Genomic DNA, 18,399 nt, shown 5'->3' with positions numbered 1-18,399 from the left:
CGTGGTCGTAAGCGTCACCGTACCGATGCTGTCGAGCATTCCTGTGAGCCTGATCCGGCCAGGTTCGCTACGTTCATCAAATACAGCTCATAAGCCTTTGTCACAAAAGACAATGCATGCTCCAATTGCAACGCAGTGCATGTACGTTTGGCTATGCTCAAGGCTGGGGTCTCAAACATGGCATCGGACGCACAAACCCGTACAATGCCGGGTTGTGACAGGCTATACGCTGCGCACAGCGTTTATGGCTGTGTTTATAAAACCAGTGGCACAGTGTTAAAAGTAGTCCCAGTTGAGCTTTTCACCTTTTTTACCTGCCTGGATTGGGCAGTTTTTTATCGTCATTCAATAGATGGACGCGCCTCGGGCGCAGGAAAAGAAGCGTTTTGAAGAAGACCACCGAAGCACCCAAAACAGTCGTTCCGCTCTGGCGCCAGCAACTGCACTACCGGCTCAAGGAAGGTGCATTGATCGCCATTGGCGCTTTGTGCCTGTTCCTGATGATGGCTTTGCTGACCTACGGCAAGGACGATCCGGGGTGGAGCCATAACAGCAAGATCGACGATGTGCAGAACTTCGGTGGCCCGGCCGGCTCATACAGCGCCGATATCCTGTTCATGGTGCTCGGTTACTTCGCCTATATCTTTCCGTTGCTGCTGGCGGTCAAGGCGTACCAGATCTTCCGTCAACGCCACGAACCATGGCAGTGGAGCGGCTGGCTGTTTTCCTGGCGTCTGATCGGCCTGGTATTCCTCGTGCTCTCCGGTGCTGCGCTGGCGCACATTCATTTCCATGCCGCGACCGGTCTGCCGGCCGGCGCTGGCGGTGCCCTGGGCGAAAGCCTTGGCGATCTGGCGAAGAATGCGCTGAACATCCAGGGCAGCACGCTGTTGTTCATCGCTCTGTTCCTGTTCGGCCTGACCGTATTCACCGACCTGTCGTGGTTCAAGGTGATGGACGTCACCGGCAAGATCACCCTCGATCTGTTCGAACTGTTCCAGGGCGCCCTCAACCGCTGGTGGTCGGCGCGCACTGAACGCAAGCAACTGGTTGCGCAACTGCGTGAGGTTGATGACCGCGTCCACGATGTGGTCGCACCGACTGTCACCGACAAACGCGAACAGGCCAAGGTCAAGGAACGCCTGATCGAGCGTGAGCAAGCGTTGAGCAAGCACATGTCCGACCGCGAGAAGCAGGTGCCACCGGTGATCGCGCCGGCACCAGCCAAGGCGCCGGAGCCGAGCAAACGCGTGCAGAAAGAGAAGCAGGCGCCGTTGTTCGTCGACAGCGCGGTCGAAGGCACCTTGCCGCCGATCTCCATTCTTGATCCTGCGGAAAAGAAACAGCTCAACTATTCGCCTGAGTCCTTGGCAGCGGTCGGCCACTTGCTGGAAATCAAGCTCAAGGAATTCGGCGTCGAAGTCACCGTTGATTCGATCCATCCGGGTCCAGTGATTACCCGATACGAAATCCAGCCTGCCGCCGGGGTAAAAGTCAGCCGCATCGCCAACCTGGCCAAAGACCTGGCGCGTTCGCTGGCGGTGACCAGTGTGCGGGTGGTCGAGGTGATTCCGGGCAAGACCACTGTGGGTATCGAGATTCCCAACGAAGACCGCCAGATCGTGCGTTTCTCCGAGGTGCTGTCGACCCCCGAGTACGACAACTTCAAATCGCCGGTCACCCTGGCGCTCGGTCATGATATCGGCGGCAAGCCGGTCATTACCGACCTGGCGAAGATGCCGCACTTGCTGGTGGCCGGTACCACCGGTTCCGGTAAGTCCGTGGGCGTGAACGCGATGATCCTGTCGATCCTGTTCAAGTCCGGGCCTGACGACGCCAAGCTGATCATGATCGACCCGAAAATGCTTGAGCTGTCGATCTACGAAGGCATTCCGCACCTGCTCTGCCCGGTTGTGACCGACATGAAGGACGCTGCCAACGCCTTGCGCTGGAGCGTTGCCGAGATGGAGCGTCGCTACAAACTGATGGCGAAAATGGGCGTGCGTAACCTGTCCGGCTTCAACGCCAAGGTCAAGGAAGCCCAGGATGCCGGCGAGCCGTTGAGCGATCCGCTGTACAAGCGCGAAAGCATTCACGACGAAGCGCCGCTGCTGCAGAAACTGCCGACCATCGTCGTAGTGGTGGATGAATTCGCCGACATGATGATGATCGTCGGCAAGAAGGTTGAAGAACTGATCGCGCGTATTGCGCAAAAGGCGCGAGCGGCGGGGATTCACTTGATTCTTGCCACCCAGCGCCCGTCGGTGGACGTGATCACTGGTCTGATCAAAGCCAACATCCCGACACGTATGGCGTTCCAGGTATCGAGCAAGATCGACTCGCGAACCATCATCGACCAGGGTGGCGCCGAGCAACTGCTCGGTCACGGTGACATGCTCTACATGCCGCCGGGCACCAGTTTGCCGATCCGGGTTCACGGCGCGTTCGTCTCCGACGATGAGGTTCACCGCGTGGTCGAGGCGTGGAAATTGCGCGGTGCGCCTGAGTACAACGACGACATTCTCAACGGTGTCGAAGAGGCGGGCAGCGGCTTTGAAGGCAGCAGCGGTGGTGGCGACGGTGATGATCCGGAAGCCGACGCGCTGTATGACGAAGCGGTGCAGTTCGTCCTCGAAAGCCGTCGCGCGTCGATTTCCGCTGTGCAGCGCAAGCTGAAGATCGGCTACAACCGCGCCGCGCGGATGATCGAGGCGATGGAAATGGCCGGCGTCGTTACCTCAATGAACACCAACGGTTCGCGTGAAGTCCTGGCCCCGGGCCCGGTACGCGACTGAAACGCAACGATTCGAGTGGCGCAATGACGCGCCACTCGCTCTCCCACGAGTATTCAAGAGGACTCTCATGCGCCTTATCCGCATGCTGTTGCCAGTACTGGCGCTGACCACACTCACGGCCCACGCCGATGAAAAGGACGTGGCGCGTCTGACCCAATTGCTCGAAACATCGAAAACCCTGTCGGCGAACTTTTCGCAGTTGACCCTCGATGGCACCGGCACCCAGTTGCAGGAAACCACCGGCAACATGACCCTGCAGCGTCCGGGCCTGTTCTACTGGCACACCAATGCGCCGGCCGAGCAGACCATGGTCTCCGATGGCAAGAAAGTCACCCTGTGGGACCCGGATCTGGAGCAGGCAACCATCAAGAAGCTCGATGAGCGTCTGACCCAGACGCCGGCCTTGCTGTTGTCCGGCGATGTCTCGAAGATCAGCCAGAGCTTCGATATCAGCGCAAAAGAGGCGGGCGGCGTGATCGACTTCACCCTGAAGCCGAAAACCAAGGACACCCTGTTCGACAATCTGCGCCTGTCGTTCCGCAACGGCCTGCTCAATGACATGCAACTGATTGACAGCGTCGGCCAGCGCACCAATATCCTGTTTACCGGGGTCAAGGCCAACGAAGCGGTGCCTGCGTCCAAATTCAAATTCGACATTCCCAAGGGTGCCGACGTTATCCAGGAATAAACACCGGCACTTTGTGTCAGGGCCTTTGTGGTGAGGGCCCGCTATTGAGGGGCTATTGTGGCGAGGGGATTTATCCCCGTCCGGCTGCGCAGCAGTCGTCGCTTTTGGGGCCGCTTCGCAGCCCAACGGGGATAAATCCCCTCACCACAGGTTCTTCAGCAGATTTCAGAAAATCAGAGGTTTCAACGCTACGTGATGGATCTGTTTCGCAGTGCACCGATTGCCCAACCCTTGGCCGCCCGTCTGCGTGCGGCCAATCTGGATGAGTACGTCGGTCAGGAACACGTGCTCGCTCGCGGCAAGCCTTTGCGTGAGGCGCTGGAGCAGGGCGCGCTGCATTCGATGATCTTCTGGGGGCCGCCGGGCGTGGGCAAGACCACCCTGGCGCGCTTGCTCGCAGAAGTCTCGGATGCGCACTTCGAAACGGTCTCGGCGGTGCTCGCCGGGGTCAAGGAAATCCGTCAGGCCGTTGAAATTGCCAAGCAGCAGGCCGGCCAGTACGGCAAGCGCACGATCCTGTTTGTCGACGAAGTACACCGTTTCAACAAGTCGCAGCAGGACGCGTTTCTGCCTTACGTTGAAGACGGCACGCTGATCTTCATCGGCGCCACCACCGAAAACCCTTCGTTCGAACTGAACAACGCCTTATTGTCTCGGGCCCGCGTCTACGTGCTGAAAAGCCTCGACGAAGCGGCCTTGCGCAAACTGGTCCACCGCGCACTCACCGAAGAGCGCGGCCTGGGCAAGCGCAACCTGACCCTGAGCGATGAAGGCTTCCAGATGTTGCTGTCCGCCGCTGATGGCGATGGCCGGCGCCTGCTCAATCTGCTGGAAAACGCCTCTGATCTGGCCGAAGACAACAGCGAAATCGGCACCGAGTTGCTGCAAAGCCTGCTCGGCGATACGCGCCGACGTTTCGACAAGGGCGGTGAAGCGTTTTACGACCAGATCTCGGCGCTGCACAAATCCGTGCGCGGCTCCAATCCCGACGGCGCGCTGTACTGGTTTGCGCGGATGATCGACGGCGGCTGCGATCCGCTGTATCTGGCGCGACGCGTGGTGCGCATGGCCAGCGAAGACATCGGCAACGCCGACCCGCGTGCATTGAGCCTGTGCCTGGCGGCATGGGAGGTGCAGGAGCGTCTTGGCAGCCCCGAGGGCGAATTGGCAGTCGCCCAGGCCATCACTTATCTGGCCTGTGCACCGAAAAGCAACGCGGTGTACATGGGCTTCAAAACCGCGTTACGCGCGGCTGCCGAAAACGGCTCGCTGGAAGTGCCGCTGCATCTGCGCAACGCACCGACCAAGCTGATGAAGCAATTGGGTTACGGCGACGAATACCGCTACGCTCATGATGAACCGGATGCTTATGCTGCCGGTGAAGACTATTTTCCGGAAGAACTCGAGCCGATTCCGTTCTATCAGCCCGTACCCCGCGGCCTGGAGTTGAAGATCGGCGAAAAACTCAATCACCTCGCTCAACTCGATCGTCTGAGCCCTCGGCAGCGGAGAAAATAGTGGTTCCATTGATACTCGCAGTGTCGGTCGGCGGTGTTGCCGGCACCTTGTTGCGCTTCGCCACCGGTAATTGGGTCAGCGCCAATTGGCCGCGGCACTTCTATACCGCGACGCTGGCCGTTAATATCGTGGGCTGCCTGCTGATTGGCGTGTTGTACGGCCTGTTTCTGATACGCCCGGAGGTGCCGATCGAGGTGCGCGCCGGGTTGATGGTCGGCTTCCTCGGGGGGCTGACGACTTTTTCATCCTTTTCACTGGATACGGTGCGCCTGCTGGAAAGCGGGCAAGTGTTGCTGGCCCTGGGCTACGCGGCACTCAGCGTATTCGGCGGGCTGCTCGCGACGTGGGCCGGCCTGTCCCTGACCAAACTTTGATAACGAGAAACCGACATGCTCGATTCCAAACTGTTACGTAGCAACCTTCAGGACGTAGCGGACCGCCTGGCTTCCCGTGGCTTTGCCCTGGACACCGCGCGCATCGAAGCGCTGGAAGAACAGCGCAAGACCGTCCAGACCCGCACCGAAGCACTGCAGGCTGAGCGTAACGCGCGTTCCAAATCCATCGGGCAGGCCAAGCAGCGCGGCGAAGACATCGCGCCGCTGATGGCGGACGTCGAGCGCATGGCAGGCGAGTTGAGCGCTGGCAAGGTTGAGCTGGACGCGATCCAGACTGAACTCGATTCGATCCTGCTCGGTATCCCCAACCTGCCGCACGAATCGGTTCCGGTCGGCAAGGACGAAGACGACAACGTCGAAGTACGCCGTTGGGGCACCCCGACTCAGTTCGATTTCGAAGTGAAAGACCACGTCGCCCTCGGCGAGAAGTTCGGCTGGCTGGACTTCGAAACCGCCGCCAAGCTGTCCGGTGCTCGTTTCGCCTTGCTGCGCGGCCCGATCGCGCGTCTGCATCGCGCACTGGCGCAGTTCATGATCAACCTGCATGTCACCGAACATGGCTACGAAGAGGCTTACACGCCTTATCTGGTTCAGGCTCCGGCGCTGCAAGGTACCGGCCAGCTGCCGAAGTTCGAAGAAGATCTGTTCAAGATTGCCCGCGAAGGCGAAGCCGATCTGTACCTGATTCCAACCGCCGAAGTGTCGCTGACCAACATCGTTGCCGGCGAAATCGTCGATTCGAAATTGTTGCCGATCAAGTTTGTCGCCCACACCCCATGCTTCCGCAGCGAAGCCGGCGCGTCGGGTCGCGACACGCGTGGCATGATCCGCCAGCACCAGTTCGACAAAGTCGAAATGGTCCAGGTCGTCGAGCCGTCGCAATCGATGGAAGCGCTGGAAAGCCTGACTGCCAACGCCGAAAAGGTTCTGCAACTGCTCGGCCTGCCTTACCGCACCCTGGCGCTGTGCACCGGCGACATGGGCTTCAGCGCGGTCAAGACCTACGACCTCGAAGTGTGGATTCCGAGCCAGGACAAATACCGCGAAATCTCCTCGTGCTCCAACTGCGGTGACTTCCAGGCGCGTCGCATGCAGGCGCGTTTCCGTAACCCGGAAACCGGCAAGCCTGAGCTGGTGCACACCTTGAACGGCTCTGGTCTGGCGGTCGGTCGTACTCTGGTTGCGGTACTGGAAAACTACCAGCAGCCCGACGGTTCGATCCGTGTGCCGGACGTGCTGAAGCCGTACATGGGTGGCCTTGAGGTCATCGGCTAAATGAAATATCTGCCGCTGTTTCACAACCTGCGCGGCAGTCGTGTGTTGGTTGTCGGTGGGGGGGAAATTGCCTTGCGCAAATCCCGCCTGCTGGCCGATGCCGGTGCGCTGCTGCGGGTGGTCGCACCTGAAATCGAAACGCAACTGGCCGAACTGGTCGCTGCCAGTGGCGGTGAGTGCCTGTTGCGCGGTTACGCCGAAACGGATCTGGACGGTTGCGGGCTGATCATTGCCGCTACCGACGACGAAACGCTCAACGCGCAAGTCTCCACCGACGCCCACCGCCGTTGCGTGCCGGTCAACGTGGTCGATGCGCCGGCCTTGTGCAGCGTGATCTTCCCGGCGATCGTCGATCGCTCGCCGTTGATCATCGCCGTGTCCAGCGGCGGCGATGCGCCGGTACTGGCGCGTCTGATCCGCGCGAAAATCGAAACCTGGATTCCTTCGACCTACGGTCAATTGGCAGGGCTGGCTGCGCGTTTCCGTCATCAGGTGAAAAACCTGTTTCCGGATGTTCAGCAGCGTCGCGGCTTCTGGGAAGACGTTTTCCAGGGCCCGATCGCCGATCGTCAACTGGCCGGGCAGGGCGCTGAAGCCGAGCGCCTGTTGCAGGCCAAGGTCGATGGCGAGCCAATGGTCACCACTGGCGAGGTTTATCTGGTCGGTGCCGGTCCGGGTGATCCGGATCTGTTGACCTTCCGCGCACTGCGTCTGATGCAGCAAGCCGATGTGGTGCTCTATGACCGCCTGGTGGCGCCGGCGATTCTCGAGTTGTGCCGTCGCGATGCCGAGCGGGTGTATGTCGGCAAGCGGCGCTCCGAACACGCCGTGCCGCAGGATCAGATCAACCAGCGACTGGTCGATCTGGCCAAGGCTGGCAAGCGTGTGGTGCGGTTGAAGGGCGGCGATCCGTTTATCTTCGGCCGCGGTGGCGAAGAGATCGAAGAACTCGCGGCCCACGGTATTCCATTCCAGGTGGTGCCAGGCATCACGGCGGCCAGCGGTTGCGCCGCTTATGCGGGGATTCCCCTGACCCACCGTGACCATGCGCAATCCGTGCGGTTTGTCACTGGCCACTTGAAGGATGGTTCCACCGATCTGCCATGGGCTGACCTGGTGGCTCCGGCGCAGACGCTGGTGTTCTACATGGGCCTGGTGGGCCTGCCGATCATCTGCGAGCAGTTGATCAAGCATGGTCGCGCGGCGGATACCCCGGCGGCGTTGATTCAGCAGGGCACTACAGTCAATCAGCGGGTTTTCACCGGAACGCTGGCGGATCTGCCGCGAATGGTGGCGGAGCATGAAGTGCATGCCCCGACTCTGGTGATCGTCGGCGAAGTGGTGCAACTGCGCGAGAAACTGGCGTGGTTTGAAGGTGCTCAGTCGCAGGTCTAAACGCCGCGTCGTTCCCTTCGCGAGCAGGCTCGCTCCCACATTGGATCTGTGTCATGCACAAATCCCGTGTGGGAGCGAGCCTGCTCGCGAATGGGGTCTCGAAAACACCGAGCTAATCAACCCCGGCGCCAAACCCCTTTCCCGATCAACCGCGACCGGTCATGCGCAACGCTGAAATCCTGCTCCGGCCCCTTCGGCACAACCCCTGTCGGGTTAATCGTCTTGTGGCTGCCGTAGTAATGATGCTTGATGTGCTGGAAATCCACCGTTTCGGCAATCCCCGGCCACTGATACATCTCACGCAACCAGTTCGAAAGATTCGGATAATCGGCAATCCGCCGCAGGTTGCACTTGAAGTGCCCGTGATACACCGCGTCAAAGCGAATCATCGTGGTAAACAGGCGCACGTCGGCCTCAGTCAGGTATTCCCCGCTCAGGTAGCGATTGGCACCCAGCAGTTGCTCCAGATGATCCAGTTCGGCGAATACTTCATCGAACGCCTGTTCGTACGCCTGTTGCGAGGTGGCGAACCCGGCGCGATAGACTCCGTTGTTCACCGCCGGGTAGATCCGCTCGTTCAGCGCATCGATTTCGTTGCGTAGCGGCGCCGGATAAAAGTCCAGATCGTTACCAGTGATCCCGTCGAAGGCGCTGTTGAACATGCGGATGATTTCCGCCGACTCATTGCTGACGATGCGCTTGAGTTTCTTGTCCCACAACACAGGCACCGTCACGCGGCCGGTGTAGTCAGGCGTATCAGCCGTATACCGCTGGTGCATGAAGTCGAAGCCATCGAGTTTGTCGCCTGTCGAACCGAGCGCCTTGTCGAAGGTCCAGCCGTTCTCCAGCATGAGCCAGCTGACCACCGACACGTCGATGAGACTTTCCAGCCCTTTGAGTTTGCGCACGATCAGCGTGCGATGCGCCCAAGGGCAGGCGAGGGAAACGTACAGGTGATAGCGTCCGGCTTCGGCAGTGAAACCGCCTTCACCGCTGGGGCCTGGCTGACCGTCGGCGGTCACCCAGTTGCGGCGTTGCGCTTGTTCGCGCTGGAACGCGCCGTCCTTGCTGCTTTCGTACCACTTGTCCTGCCAGTGGCCGTCGACGAGTAAACCCATGATCAAGACTCCCTAAAACAATATTCGTTGGAGTCGAGTCTATTCCGATGAGTTCGAACAAAAAGCGCAAAGATCGGGCGCTAATGATCGGTTAGATCGATGTGTTGCGCGCCGCCCAATACTGCTCGGCGGTTGCGAACGCCTCTTCGCGATTCTGACCGAGACCGCGCAGGGCGAGGGCCATGGTCGCAATCAAAGCCATTTGCGGGTAACTGTCGACCACATCGCCACGCCACACGGCTTTCAAGTGCTCGATTTCCAGCGAAGCGGGTTTGACGTGGCGCTGCGCTGACAGCTGCGGCCATTCTTCATCCCAGCTCTGACCGCCGCTGGTGCCATACAGGTGGCTGGTGGCGTCGGGGTTGATCTCGATTTCACCGCCATCGCCCTTGACCACAATTGCCGTGTCGCCGAGCAAGCCGCTGGCATCGCGATGTACCGCCTGGTAGCCCGGATGGAAAATGCTTTGCAGGCCGCAGCGTGCGCCCAACGGATTGAGAATCCGCGCCAGCGAGTGGATCGGCGACCGCAGGCCCAGGGTGTTGCGCAGGTCGATCATCTTTTGCAACTGCGGCGCCCAGTCCACCAGCGGCATAAACGCGAGGCCGCCGTTGTCCAGTGCCGTGCCGACCTGCTGCCAATCACGGCACAGGGGAATGTTCAATTCGCCCAGCAGTTGTTCGCTGTACAGACGCCCGGCCGTGTGCGCGCCGCCGCCATGCATGAAAATGCGTACGCCGTTTTGCGCCAGGCACTTGGCCGCCAGCAGATACCACGGCAGGTGGCGTTTTTTGCCGGCGTAGGTCGGCCAGTCCAGGTCGACATTCAGCGACGGCGCCTGCAAGCGTGCGCGCAGGGCTTCGGTGAAACCGGCCATTTCCTCGGCACTTTCTTCCTTGTGGCGCAGCAACATCAGGAAGGCACCCAGTTGCGTATCTTCGACCTTGTCATCGAGCACCATGCCCATGGCCTCGCGGGCTTCCTCGCGCGTCAGGTCGCGGGCGCCGCGCTTGCCCTTGCCGAGAATGCGCACGAATTGCGCGAACGGGTGCTCGGCAGGCGTTTCGAGGGTCAATGCTGGAAAGTCGTTCATAGGCAATTCGTCGGTTTGGGCAGGCCCGCCAGTTTCGCGGCGAGTTTGGCAGGGGTGCCTTTGAACAGTCGGTTCAGGTGCAGGCTGTTGCCTTTGTCCGCGCCGAGTTTCAACGCGGTGTACTTGATCAGCGGCCGCGTGGCCGGCGATAGCTGGAATTCGGCGTAGAAGCTGCGCAGCAGTTCGAGGACTTCCCAGTGTTCGGGCGTCAACTCGATGTCTTCAGCGGCGGCGAGGGCGCTGGCGACTTCAGCCGACCAGTCGCTGAGGTCAACGAGAAAGCCGTCCTTGTCCAGTTCGATGGCGCGGGCGCCGACGGTCATTGAATTCATAGCCAGCTGTTGACCTTGGCGTGATGGATCGACAGTTCGACAAACGCCGGGTAATCGATGGCCTCGGCCCAGTCTGGAATCTCGATCGCACGCGCCTGTGCGTCCTCAATCAATACAAACAGTCTGATTGCTCGCTCTTGAAGGGTTGAGAACGGCACAGTGTCCGGTTGCAGCGCATACACCGCATCGCCGGACAACAATACCGCATCGGCGCTGCCGAGCAGGCGCAGGCAACTGCTCAGACGATCGTCGGCGAACGGGGAATGAGACAACACATGCAAAGTCGACATCAGAGGGTGATCACCTGATCGTAACGGTCAATAAGGGCGGTGATGTGGTCAGCAGCAAGCGGCTGCGCCTCGTCCAGCGACAGGTTGCCAAGACCGCGAGCATTGGCGCTTTCGGCGCAATAGAACAGCTCTTCGACACCAAACATCGGCAGCGCCTGCAGATTGGCGCTGAGGTCTTTCTGCTGCAAGGCCTTGGCGTTCTGCCCGGCGGCCAGTTGCAGCACGCCGTCATCGAGAAACAGCAAACCGATCGGCAGATCAAAGGCGCCACCGGCCAGCACGATATCCAGCGCTTCCCGCGCACCGGGGCCGGACCATGGCGATTGGCGGCTGATGATCAACAGCGATTTGGCCATGTTCAAGCGCCTCCGAAACAGATGAGACGGTCAGCGTCCTGCACGGCATCGTGCAATTGACCCAGACCGGACAATTCCCACGGCGCGCTCAGCGAAATCGCTTCACGCTGGTAACGCTTGGATTCTTCTTCGTTCAACACGCCACGGCGCAGAGCGGCGGCGATGCAGACCACCCCATCCAGTTGCTTTTCGTTGATGAAGGCGCGCCATTGCTTGGGCAAATCCTGTTCATCCTGCGGCGTCACCACTGCATCGGAGGCGTTGAACACGCCGTCCTGATAGAAGAACAGCCGGACAATCTCATGGCCGCCGGCCAGCGCAGCCTGGGCAAACAGCAGGGCACGGCGCGAGGAGGGCGCATGGGCGGCGGAAAACAGCGCGATGGCGAACTTCATGATGGACTCGATCAGCGAAACTGCGGCCATGATAAAGCTTTATCGCTCGTGCCGCGAAACCCGAGTTTTACGCAGATACCTTTGTAGGAGCTGCCGAAGGCTGCGATCTTTTGATCTTGAAGAGCAAAATCAAAAGATCGCAGCCTTCGGCAGCTCCTACATCGATTACGGGGTGATGCCGTAAAGATCGCAATACTCGATCCAGTCCATCCCCGCCATTTCCGCCACTTCCCGATGCACTTCCAGGCGTTGCGCCTGATAGTCCTCCGGTGAATCAGCGGTCAGCTGCAACGTCAGCTCCCAGGCAAACAACCCCTGGCTTTCCGCCTCAGCCTCGAATGCTTCATGCAAGCGTTCTTCGCGGTACTGCGCCTGGGTTTCACCCTTGGCCTGAGCCAACAGCGGATTGAGGTGGTCGAGAGTCTCACGCAGTTCGGGTCGCGCATCGAGAAACAGTTTCAGGGCGTGTTCATGTCGTTGGTCGCCAGGCGCCATGTAATGTCCTTGTGTGGCTGAAGATCTCAGAGTGCCGCAGCTGCTCACGCGTGTCGCGCATAAAAACAGTAAAGCAGAACGATTTGCCGCGTTGCAGTGCTACAGTCCGCTTTTTTCTCGATGAGCAAATGCAATGCGAATGCTGATGGTAGTGCTGGCGGCGGCCCTGTTGGCCGGGTGCGCCGGTTCGGTGATGAACGATGCTCGCAGCAAGAGCCCGGACAAGGTCCTGACCTCGGACAAGCCGGAGAAAGACGTCGCCCGGTGCGTGCAATTCGCCTGGCAGGATGAAGCGGTTTTCGGCGTCGACGCGGCGGCCTATCTGGAGCCGCGCGAGTCTGGCGGCACGACGGTCTACACGCGTTCAGCGGAGTCGTTTGTCGATGTGATTACCGAAGCCTCGGGTACGACTTTGAATTACTACGCACAGCAGAGTGATTTTGTCGCGATGCGGCGCATGGCGGCGATGGCGACCTGCCTCTGATTGTGTGTCGAGGCGGCTGGCGCTTTCGCGAGCAGGCTCGCTCCCACCGATTGAATGCTTTCCAGTGTGGGAGCGAGCCTGCTTGCGCAAAGAGCGACACAGTCAGTTGATCAGCCGCTTCTGGAAAAAATGCCGCTTGTGCCCTGGTGGATAGTCTACGATCTCACCGAACTGGCTGAAGCCCAGCTTCTTGTAGAACTCCGGCGCCTGAAAATCGAAGGTGTCGAGCCAGATTCCGTAGCAGTTCCTGTCTTCGGCCAATGCTTCTGCCTGTGCCATTAACCGGGAACCAATCCCCTCTCCGCGACTTTGTTCCGGTACTGACAGCAAATCGATGAACATCCAGCGCAAAGTCACTCGCCCGTACAACCCGCCCAGTATCGCGCCATACTCATCTTTTACCATCAAGGCGAACGGCTCGGTTTTCGATATGCCGGTCTTCGCATCGTTGTATTCAATTAACGGTTGGAGAATGGCCTGACGCTGTTCCTCGGTAGGATTGTCCGTCAACTCGATACGCAAATTCATGCATGACTTCCTTGTGTGATTGAACGCCCAGCCTAACCCGTCCGGGCAAACGCCTCCAAGCCCTTCGATCGAACAAGCGGAACCGTCAAACCAGCGTTGCGGTCTAGGCTTTTATCGCGTCTTTCCCTGAGCGCGATTGATGAGGAAATCCCGTGAATATTTTTGAAGCCCTGCGCGAAAGCCACGAGCGCCAGCGCACTTACGCCAAGGCTCTGATCGCGACCAGCGGCGACAGCCCTGAGCGGGTCGAGGCCTACAAGCAGCTCAAAGCAGAACTGCAAGCGCATGAAACCGCTGAAGAGCGGCACTTCTACATCCCGTTGATGGAAATCGACGAAGGCGTTGACCTGAGCCGCCACGCCATCGCCGAGCACCACGAAATGGACGAAATGATGGAAGAACTCGACGAGACCGAAATGTCCAGTCCGGCGTGGCTGGCCACGGCCAAGAAGCTTTCCGACAAGGTTCATCACCACCTTGAGGAAGAAGAGCACAAGTTCTTCCAAATGGCCGGCAAACTGCTCGACGATAAACAGAAAACGCAACTCGCCGGGCAGTACGAAAAGGAGTATCAGGCGCAACTGTCTGAATGACCAAAGGCGACTCGGCGTGTAGGTGTTCAGCTACACGTTGAGTGCGACGTGTCGACTTGAACTGGTTATCCATCCAGTGTTTTAGGGTTTTTTACGTCCTGCAAAATCGCATTGCGACAAAAGCGCCAATGGACAAAAAATTCACCTCCGTTAGCTTGAAGGCCTCTCCTCGGGAAGGAGAGTTCTCAAATCAACGGAGTGAAGACGATGAATCAGGCAATCCCACAAACCCAACTCAAACACGGTCGTGTCATCTCGCCAGCAAGTCGCGGCGCAGTGGCCATTGACCTCGGCTTGCTCGGCGCTTGGCAAGTCAATGAAATGGAGGGCGGCAAAAACTTTCCGGCCGTGAATGCCGGGCCGTTCCCGCAACCCTTCGAGACCGACTCGGACAGCGTCGCGCCGCCGGCCGATGGCTACATTCTCAGCGGCGGCAAGACCGATGCCCGCGATTGCGTCAATTACACCGACGACGAGATGAGCAAGAAGCTCGGCCGTTCATTCAACTGGCCGCTGCTGAATGTCGATCCGGGGCAGATTCTCGAGGTCAGCTGGGCGTACACCGCGCCGCACACCACCCGTGGTTATCGCTGGCTGATCACCAAAGACGGCTGGGATCCACAGCAACGCATCAGCCGTGCGCAGCTCGAAACCCAGCCGTTCTTCGAAGACTTCTACCCGCAAGTGCCGTATTACAGCCATGCCGGCGAATTGAAGGCCAAGGTTGATCACCAAGTGCAACTGCCGACGAACAAGAAGGGTCATCACGTCATTGTGCTGATGTGGATCGTCGCCAACACCGGCAACGCCTTCTACCAGGCCTTCGACGTCGACTTCCAGTAACAACCCAAGCTGAACGAGCCCGGTAGCGCTGCCGGGCTTTTTTTGTCGGCGCAATTGTCCGACCATGGCAGTCCCCCATGAAAACAGGATCAGACGCGATGTCCAACACAGCCGAACGGGTCAACATCGTCGACACACAGGTGTTGTCCCACGACTGGTATCTGTTGAAGAAAATCACTTTTGATTACCACCGCAACAACGGCGAATGGCAGCGCCAGACCCGCGAGGTCTACGACCGGGGCAACGGCGCGGCGATTCTGCTGTTCAACCGCGAAAAGCGCACGGTGGTGCTGACCCGCCAGTTTCGTTTGCCGGTGTTCGTCAACGGCCACGATGGATTGTTGATCGAGGTGGCGGCGGGGTTGCTGGAAGGTGCCGCGCCGGAGCAACGCATTCGTGACGAAGCCGAGGAGGAAACCGGTTATCGCGTGCATGACGTGAAGAAAGTATTCGAGGCGTATATGAGCCCCGGCTCGGTGACGGAGAAGCTGCACTTTTTTATCGCCGAATACGACGCCGCGTCCAAAGTCAGCGACGGTGGTGGGCTGGAAGAGGAAACCGAAGAACTGGAAGTGCTCGAGTGGGGCTTCGATGAGGCACTGGCAGCATTTCAACGCGGCGAGATCTGTGACGCCAAGACCATCATGCTGTTGCAATACGCAGCGATGAACAACCTCTTCGCTTGATGAAAGATCGCAGCCTTCGACGCATTTTTCAGGAGCTGCCAAATGCTGCGATGGCTCAGCATACTGGCTGAACGGGGAGGCGCAATACGCAAAGCCGGCCATACTGCTTGTTGCTCCTGAAGCGCTGCCCTGCGTTTTGCGCAGTCCCCAAAAACAAAAAGAGATCGACTCATGAAGTACGAACCTTTGGCCAGATCGCTCATTGCGACCTCCCTGGCGCTCAGCTGTCTCATGGCTCACGCGGCATCAGTGGCGCCGGTGGCGGCGGAAAACGGCATGGTGGTCACCGCGCAACATCTGGCGACCCATGTCGGCGTCGATGTGTTGAAAAACGGCGGCAATGCCGTGGATGCGGCAGTGGCCGTGGGCTATGCGCTGGCGGTGGTCTATCCGGCTGCGGGCAATCTTGGCGGTGGCGGGTTCATGACCATTCAACTGGCGGACGGACGCAAGACCTTTCTCGACTTCCGCGAGAAAGCCCCGCTGGCAGCGACCGCCAACATGTATCTGGACAAGGACGGTAACGTCATTCCGGAACTGAGCACGCGCGGCCATCTGGCCGTCGGGGTGCCGGGCACTGTGTCCGGCATGGAGCTGGCGCTGAGCAAATATGGCACCAAACAGCGCAAGGACATGATTGCCCCGGCGATCAAACTGGCCGAAGACGGTTTCGAGCTGCAGCAGGGCGATGTCGAGCTGCTCGAATACGCGACGGATGTGTTCAAGAAGGACATGCGCGATTCCGGCTCGATCTTCCTCAGCAACGGCGAGCCGATGCAGGTCGGGCAGAAACTGGTGCAGAAGGATCTGGCGAAAACCCTGCGGACGATTTCCGAGAAGGGCGCCGACGGCTTCTACAAAGGTTGGGTCGCCGATGCCATTGTCACGTCCAGCCAAGCCAACAAAGGCATCATCAGCCAGGCCGACCTGGACAAATACAAGACTCGCGAACTGGCCCCGGTGGAATGCGATTATCGCGGCTATCACGTAGTCTCGGCGCCACCGCCCAGCTCCGGCGGGGTGGTGATCTGCCAGATCATGAATATCCTCGAAGGCTATCCGATGAAGGACCTGGGCTTCCATTCCGCTCAGGGCATGCACTACCAGATCGAAGCGATGCGCCACGCGTACGTTGATCGCAACAGCTACCTCGGCGATCCGGATTTCGTGAAGAATCCGATCGAGCACCTGCTGGACAAGAACTATGCGACCAAACTGCGCAACGCCATCCAGCCGCAAAAGGCCGGCGTGTCGGCTGAGCTCAAACCCGGTGTAGCGCCGCATGAAGGCAGCAACACCACGCACTATTCGATCGTCGACAAGTGGGGCAATGCCGTTTCGGTCACCTACACCCTTAATGACTGGTTCGGCGCTGGCGTGATGGCGAGCAAGACCGGGGTGATCCTCAACGACGAAATGGACGACTTCACCTCCAAGGTCGGCGTGCCGAACATGTACGGTCTGGTTCAGGGGGAAGCCAATGCCATCGCGCCGGGCAAGGCGCCGCTGTCGTCAATGAGTCCGACCATCGTCACCAAGGATGGCAAAGTGGTGATGGTGGTCGGCACGCCGGGCGGTAGCCGGATCATCACCGCGACCTTGCTGACCATGCTCAATGTGATCGATTACGGCATGGGGCTGCAGGAAGCGGTCGACGCGCCGCGTTTCCATCAGCAGTGGATGCCGGAGGAAACCAACCTCGAAGACTTCGCCGCCAGCCCGGATACGAAAAAGCTCCTCGAGAGCTGGGGCCACAAGTTTGCCGGCCCGCAGGATCCCAACCACATCGCCGCGATTCTGGTCGGCGCGCCGTCACTGGACGGCAAACCGGTTGGCAAGAATCGCTTCTACGGCGCCAATGATCCACGGCGTAATACCGGCTTGTCACTGGGTTACTGAGCGGAGTAAAAAGGGGCGGGCTCAGGTCCGCCCCATCTCAAGGACTGATCAAGGAAGGCTCGACATGACCACCGCATTACTGATCATCGACGTCCAGCAAGCACTGTGCGCTGGTGAATATCAGTGTTTTGAAATCGACCGCGTGATCACCACGATCAATGATCTCAGCCAACGCGCGCGCACGGCTGGCGTTCCGGTGGTGTTGATTCAGCACGAAGAAAAGGACGGTCCGTTCGTGCATGGCGCGGACGGTTGGCAACTGGCCGAAGGTTTGCTGACTTCGACGAAAGACCTGCGTGTAGGCAAGACTACCGGGGATTCTTTCTACCAGACCGATCTCGGCAAGCTGCTGCCCAGCGAGGACTTCGAACGCCTGATCATCTGCGGCCTGCAAACCGATTACTGCGTCAACGCCACGGTGCGCAGCGCGCATTCACTGGGCTACGACATCGTCGTTGCGCGGGATGCGCATTCGACGGTCGATAACGGCAACATGAGCGCCGAAGACATCATTGCCCAACACAACAAGGACTTCGCCGCCCTGACCAGTTCCGTGGCACGGATCGACGTCAAACCGGTAGCCCAAATCACCTTCTGAACTCACACAAACCCCCTGTGGGAGCGAGCCTGCTCGCGAAAGCGCTATGACAGCCAAGATCAAACCGACTGATATACCGCCTTCGCGAGCAGGCTCGCTCCCACAGGCGTTTGGTCGGTCTCAACATCAGAGAGCACCGCAGTCGGAAACGATGCACTAGGTTTGGACACGATTCGCCTCACACAGCAACCGCTCGATCTGCGCCAGTTCCCATGTGCTGAGCAGACTCACCGGGTCCGTGCCATAACGCTGCCAAGTGTCCAGCGTCGCTTCATCCCCGGCGCAGTTGCGCGCGTATTCACAGTGATGCAAATGTCCGTCGGCGAAGTCCAACAGCAGATGCCAGCCCTCGATGTAAACGGCAATCAGCCCGGACTGGGACATTACCTCGCAGACTTCGAACGCAAGCACGCCCAGCGCAGCTTCGCGCAGACGCTGACACACATCCCGGGCGGACAAAAACGCTGACATGCTGCGACTCGATTCGATGGACAAGCCTGCAAGGATAAGGTCCGCGCTACTCCATGTCAGCGTTTCACTGGCCCGAGGCCGAACAATTCCGTAACATTCGCCTCCCTCTTTTTTCGCGAAAACAGCAGCCGTGCCCAGCGGCCGCTCAGTCA

General features: G+C 59.4%; 21 protein-coding genes. 12 read left to right on the top strand and 9 right to left on the bottom strand.

What is annotated here, in order from left to right; genetic code table 11:
• Positions 1 to 386 precede the first annotated feature (386 nt).
• The 6 genes from ftsK (at position 387) to cysG (ending at position 8,066) form a co-directional block, all read left to right on the top strand.
• The gene (gene ftsK, locus J2Y39_RS09050; protein ID WP_041477069.1) at positions 387 to 2,795 is read left to right on the top strand and encodes a DNA translocase FtsK; all 2,409 of its coding nucleotides are present in this window, start codon (positions 387 to 389) and stop codon (positions 2,793 to 2,795) included.
• A gap of 67 nt (positions 2,796 to 2,862) precedes the next feature.
• Positions 2,863 to 3,483: an outer membrane lipoprotein chaperone LolA gene (gene lolA / locus J2Y39_RS09045; RefSeq protein ID WP_016775262.1), complete on the top strand. Its 621-nt coding sequence runs from the start codon at positions 2,863 to 2,865 to the stop codon at positions 3,481 to 3,483.
• 195 nt (positions 3,484 to 3,678) lie between these two features.
• Positions 3,679 to 5,001 carry a replication-associated recombination protein A gene (locus tag J2Y39_RS09040; protein WP_042609225.1) on the top strand — a complete coding sequence of 441 codons (1,323 nt, stop codon included), beginning with the start codon at positions 3,679 to 3,681 and terminating at the stop codon, positions 4,999 to 5,001.
• Positions 5,001 to 5,375: a fluoride efflux transporter CrcB gene (gene crcB / locus J2Y39_RS09035; RefSeq protein WP_016775261.1), complete on the top strand. Its 375-nt coding sequence runs from the start codon at positions 5,001 to 5,003 to the stop codon at positions 5,373 to 5,375. Before J2Y39_RS09040 ends, crcB begins: the two co-directional genes overlap by 1 nt.
• 15 nt (positions 5,376 to 5,390) lie before the next feature.
• Positions 5,391 to 6,671 (top strand): serine--tRNA ligase, encoded by a 1,281-nt coding sequence (gene serS / locus J2Y39_RS09030; RefSeq protein ID WP_310216869.1) that lies wholly within the window; start codon positions 5,391 to 5,393, stop codon positions 6,669 to 6,671.
• Complete coding sequence (cysG, locus tag J2Y39_RS09025; protein WP_310216866.1) at positions 6,672 to 8,066, top strand: siroheme synthase CysG; 1,395 nt, start codon at positions 6,672 to 6,674, stop codon at positions 8,064 to 8,066.
• Between the two features lie 116 nt (positions 8,067 to 8,182).
• On the opposite strand, the gene J2Y39_RS09020 is transcribed toward cysG, so the two are convergent.
• From J2Y39_RS09020 to J2Y39_RS08990, 7 genes are all read right to left on the bottom strand, one after another.
• Positions 8,183 to 9,184 (bottom strand): glutathione S-transferase family protein, encoded by a 1,002-nt coding sequence (locus J2Y39_RS09020; protein ID WP_310216863.1) that lies wholly within the window; start codon positions 9,182 to 9,184, stop codon positions 8,183 to 8,185.
• A gap of 91 nt (positions 9,185 to 9,275) precedes the next feature.
• Positions 9,276 to 10,277 carry a glycosyl transferase family protein gene (locus J2Y39_RS09015; RefSeq protein ID WP_310216860.1) on the bottom strand — a complete coding sequence of 334 codons (1,002 nt, stop codon included), beginning with the start codon at positions 10,275 to 10,277 and terminating at the stop codon, positions 9,276 to 9,278.
• The gene (locus J2Y39_RS09010) at positions 10,274 to 10,609 is read right to left on the bottom strand and encodes a TusE/DsrC/DsvC family sulfur relay protein (protein WP_016770652.1); all 336 of its coding nucleotides are present in this window, start codon (positions 10,607 to 10,609) and stop codon (positions 10,274 to 10,276) included. The genes J2Y39_RS09015 and J2Y39_RS09010 overlap by 4 nt, the downstream gene beginning before the upstream one ends.
• Entirely contained in the window at positions 10,606 to 10,899 is a 294-nt protein-coding gene (gene tusB / locus J2Y39_RS09005) for a sulfurtransferase complex subunit TusB (protein WP_041477059.1), read from the bottom strand. The genes J2Y39_RS09010 and tusB overlap by 4 nt, the downstream gene beginning before the upstream one ends.
• A complete protein-coding gene (gene tusC / locus J2Y39_RS09000; RefSeq protein WP_095182056.1) occupies positions 10,899 to 11,255 on the bottom strand; it encodes a sulfurtransferase complex subunit TusC in 357 nt (118 codons plus the stop codon). Before tusC ends, tusB begins: the two co-directional genes overlap by 1 nt.
• A 2-nt stretch (positions 11,256 to 11,257) precedes the next feature.
• Complete coding sequence (gene tusD, locus J2Y39_RS08995; RefSeq protein WP_150741136.1) at positions 11,258 to 11,650, bottom strand: sulfurtransferase complex subunit TusD; 393 nt, start codon at positions 11,648 to 11,650, stop codon at positions 11,258 to 11,260.
• Between the two features lie 165 nt (positions 11,651 to 11,815).
• On the bottom strand, positions 11,816 to 12,145 hold the full coding sequence (locus J2Y39_RS08990) for a DUF6388 family protein (protein WP_310216854.1): 330 nt from the start codon (positions 12,143 to 12,145) through the stop codon (positions 11,816 to 11,818).
• Positions 12,146 to 12,278: 133 nt separating this feature from the next.
• Between J2Y39_RS08990 and J2Y39_RS08985 the strand changes: the two genes are divergently transcribed.
• Positions 12,279 to 12,629, top strand: a complete 351-nt coding sequence (locus tag J2Y39_RS08985; protein ID WP_041477055.1) for a hypothetical protein — start codon at positions 12,279 to 12,281, stop codon at positions 12,627 to 12,629.
• Between the two features lie 102 nt (positions 12,630 to 12,731).
• Here J2Y39_RS08985 and J2Y39_RS08980 read toward each other — a convergent pair whose 3' ends face one another.
• Positions 12,732 to 13,157, bottom strand: a complete 426-nt coding sequence (locus J2Y39_RS08980; RefSeq protein WP_095182055.1) for an N-acetyltransferase — start codon at positions 13,155 to 13,157, stop codon at positions 12,732 to 12,734.
• 152 nt (positions 13,158 to 13,309) lie between these two features.
• On the opposite strand from J2Y39_RS08980, the gene J2Y39_RS08975 reads away from it, so the two are divergent.
• From J2Y39_RS08975 to J2Y39_RS08955, 5 genes are all read left to right on the top strand, one after another.
• Positions 13,310 to 13,750 carry a hemerythrin domain-containing protein gene (locus J2Y39_RS08975; protein ID WP_016775257.1) on the top strand — a complete coding sequence of 147 codons (441 nt, stop codon included), beginning with the start codon at positions 13,310 to 13,312 and terminating at the stop codon, positions 13,748 to 13,750.
• A 207-nt stretch (positions 13,751 to 13,957) separates the two neighbouring features.
• Positions 13,958 to 14,593 (top strand): lytic polysaccharide monooxygenase auxiliary activity family 9 protein, encoded by a 636-nt coding sequence (locus J2Y39_RS08970; protein WP_095182054.1) that lies wholly within the window; start codon positions 13,958 to 13,960, stop codon positions 14,591 to 14,593.
• A gap of 98 nt (positions 14,594 to 14,691) precedes the next feature.
• Positions 14,692 to 15,279: an NUDIX domain-containing protein gene (locus J2Y39_RS08965; RefSeq protein ID WP_024013397.1), complete on the top strand. Its 588-nt coding sequence runs from the start codon at positions 14,692 to 14,694 to the stop codon at positions 15,277 to 15,279.
• Between the two features lie 171 nt (positions 15,280 to 15,450).
• On the top strand, positions 15,451 to 17,178 hold the full coding sequence (gene ggt / locus J2Y39_RS08960; protein WP_095182053.1) for a gamma-glutamyltransferase: 1,728 nt from the start codon (positions 15,451 to 15,453) through the stop codon (positions 17,176 to 17,178).
• A 64-nt stretch (positions 17,179 to 17,242) separates the two neighbouring features.
• Entirely contained in the window at positions 17,243 to 17,776 is a 534-nt protein-coding gene (locus tag J2Y39_RS08955) for a cysteine hydrolase family protein (protein ID WP_310216841.1), read from the top strand.
• A 156-nt stretch (positions 17,777 to 17,932) separates the two neighbouring features.
• On the opposite strand, the gene J2Y39_RS08950 is transcribed toward J2Y39_RS08955, so the two are convergent.
• Complete coding sequence (locus J2Y39_RS08950) at positions 17,933 to 18,247, bottom strand: hypothetical protein (RefSeq protein ID WP_056788933.1); 315 nt, start codon at positions 18,245 to 18,247, stop codon at positions 17,933 to 17,935.
• Between the last annotated feature and the right edge of the window lie 152 nt (positions 18,248 to 18,399).

It is taken from the genome of Pseudomonas sp. 2957 (assembly GCF_031456345.1).
Lineage (GTDB): Bacteria > Pseudomonadota > Gammaproteobacteria > Pseudomonadales > Pseudomonadaceae > Aquipseudomonas > Aquipseudomonas siliginis.
Note: the sequence above shows the minus strand (reverse complement) of the source record. Positions and strands in the feature narration are given on the sequence as shown.

Bases quoted from the DNA above. Each gene is read 5' to 3' on its own strand.
- cysG (WP_310216866.1), top strand. From the start codon at position 6,672: ATGAAATATCTGCCGCTGTTTCACAACCTGCGCGGCAGTCGTGTGTTG.
- lolA (WP_016775262.1), top strand. From the start codon at position 2,863: ATGCGCCTTATCCGCATGCTGTTGCCAGTACTGGCGCTGACCACACTC.
- J2Y39_RS08985 (WP_041477055.1), top strand. From the start codon at position 12,279: ATGCGAATGCTGATGGTAGTGCTGGCGGCGGCCCTGTTGGCCGGGTGC.
- J2Y39_RS08970 (WP_095182054.1), top strand. From the start codon at position 13,958: ATGAATCAGGCAATCCCACAAACCCAACTCAAACACGGTCGTGTCATC.
- J2Y39_RS09010 (WP_016770652.1), bottom strand. From the start codon at position 10,609: ATGAATTCAATGACCGTCGGCGCCCGCGCCATCGAACTGGACAAGGAC.
- ggt (WP_095182053.1), top strand. From the start codon at position 15,451: ATGAAGTACGAACCTTTGGCCAGATCGCTCATTGCGACCTCCCTGGCG.
- J2Y39_RS08955 (WP_310216841.1), top strand. From the start codon at position 17,243: ATGACCACCGCATTACTGATCATCGACGTCCAGCAAGCACTGTGCGCT.
- tusB (WP_041477059.1), bottom strand. From the start codon at position 10,899: ATGTCGACTTTGCATGTGTTGTCTCATTCCCCGTTCGCCGACGATCGT.
- J2Y39_RS09040 (WP_042609225.1), top strand. From the start codon at position 3,679: ATGGATCTGTTTCGCAGTGCACCGATTGCCCAACCCTTGGCCGCCCGT.
- serS (WP_310216869.1), top strand. From the start codon at position 5,391: ATGCTCGATTCCAAACTGTTACGTAGCAACCTTCAGGACGTAGCGGAC.
- J2Y39_RS08980 (WP_095182055.1), bottom strand. From the start codon at position 13,157: ATGAATTTGCGTATCGAGTTGACGGACAATCCTACCGAGGAACAGCGT.
- tusC (WP_095182056.1), bottom strand. From the start codon at position 11,255: ATGGCCAAATCGCTGTTGATCATCAGCCGCCAATCGCCATGGTCCGGC.
- J2Y39_RS08965 (WP_024013397.1), top strand. From the start codon at position 14,692: ATGTCCAACACAGCCGAACGGGTCAACATCGTCGACACACAGGTGTTG.
- J2Y39_RS09020 (WP_310216863.1), bottom strand. From the start codon at position 9,184: ATGGGTTTACTCGTCGACGGCCACTGGCAGGACAAGTGGTACGAAAGC.
- J2Y39_RS08990 (WP_310216854.1), bottom strand. From the start codon at position 12,145: ATGGCGCCTGGCGACCAACGACATGAACACGCCCTGAAACTGTTTCTC.
- tusD (WP_150741136.1), bottom strand. From the start codon at position 11,650: ATGAAGTTCGCCATCGCGCTGTTTTCCGCCGCCCATGCGCCCTCCTCG.
- J2Y39_RS08950 (WP_056788933.1), bottom strand. From the start codon at position 18,247: ATGTCAGCGTTTTTGTCCGCCCGGGATGTGTGTCAGCGTCTGCGCGAA.
- J2Y39_RS09015 (WP_310216860.1), bottom strand. From the start codon at position 10,277: ATGAACGACTTTCCAGCATTGACCCTCGAAACGCCTGCCGAGCACCCG.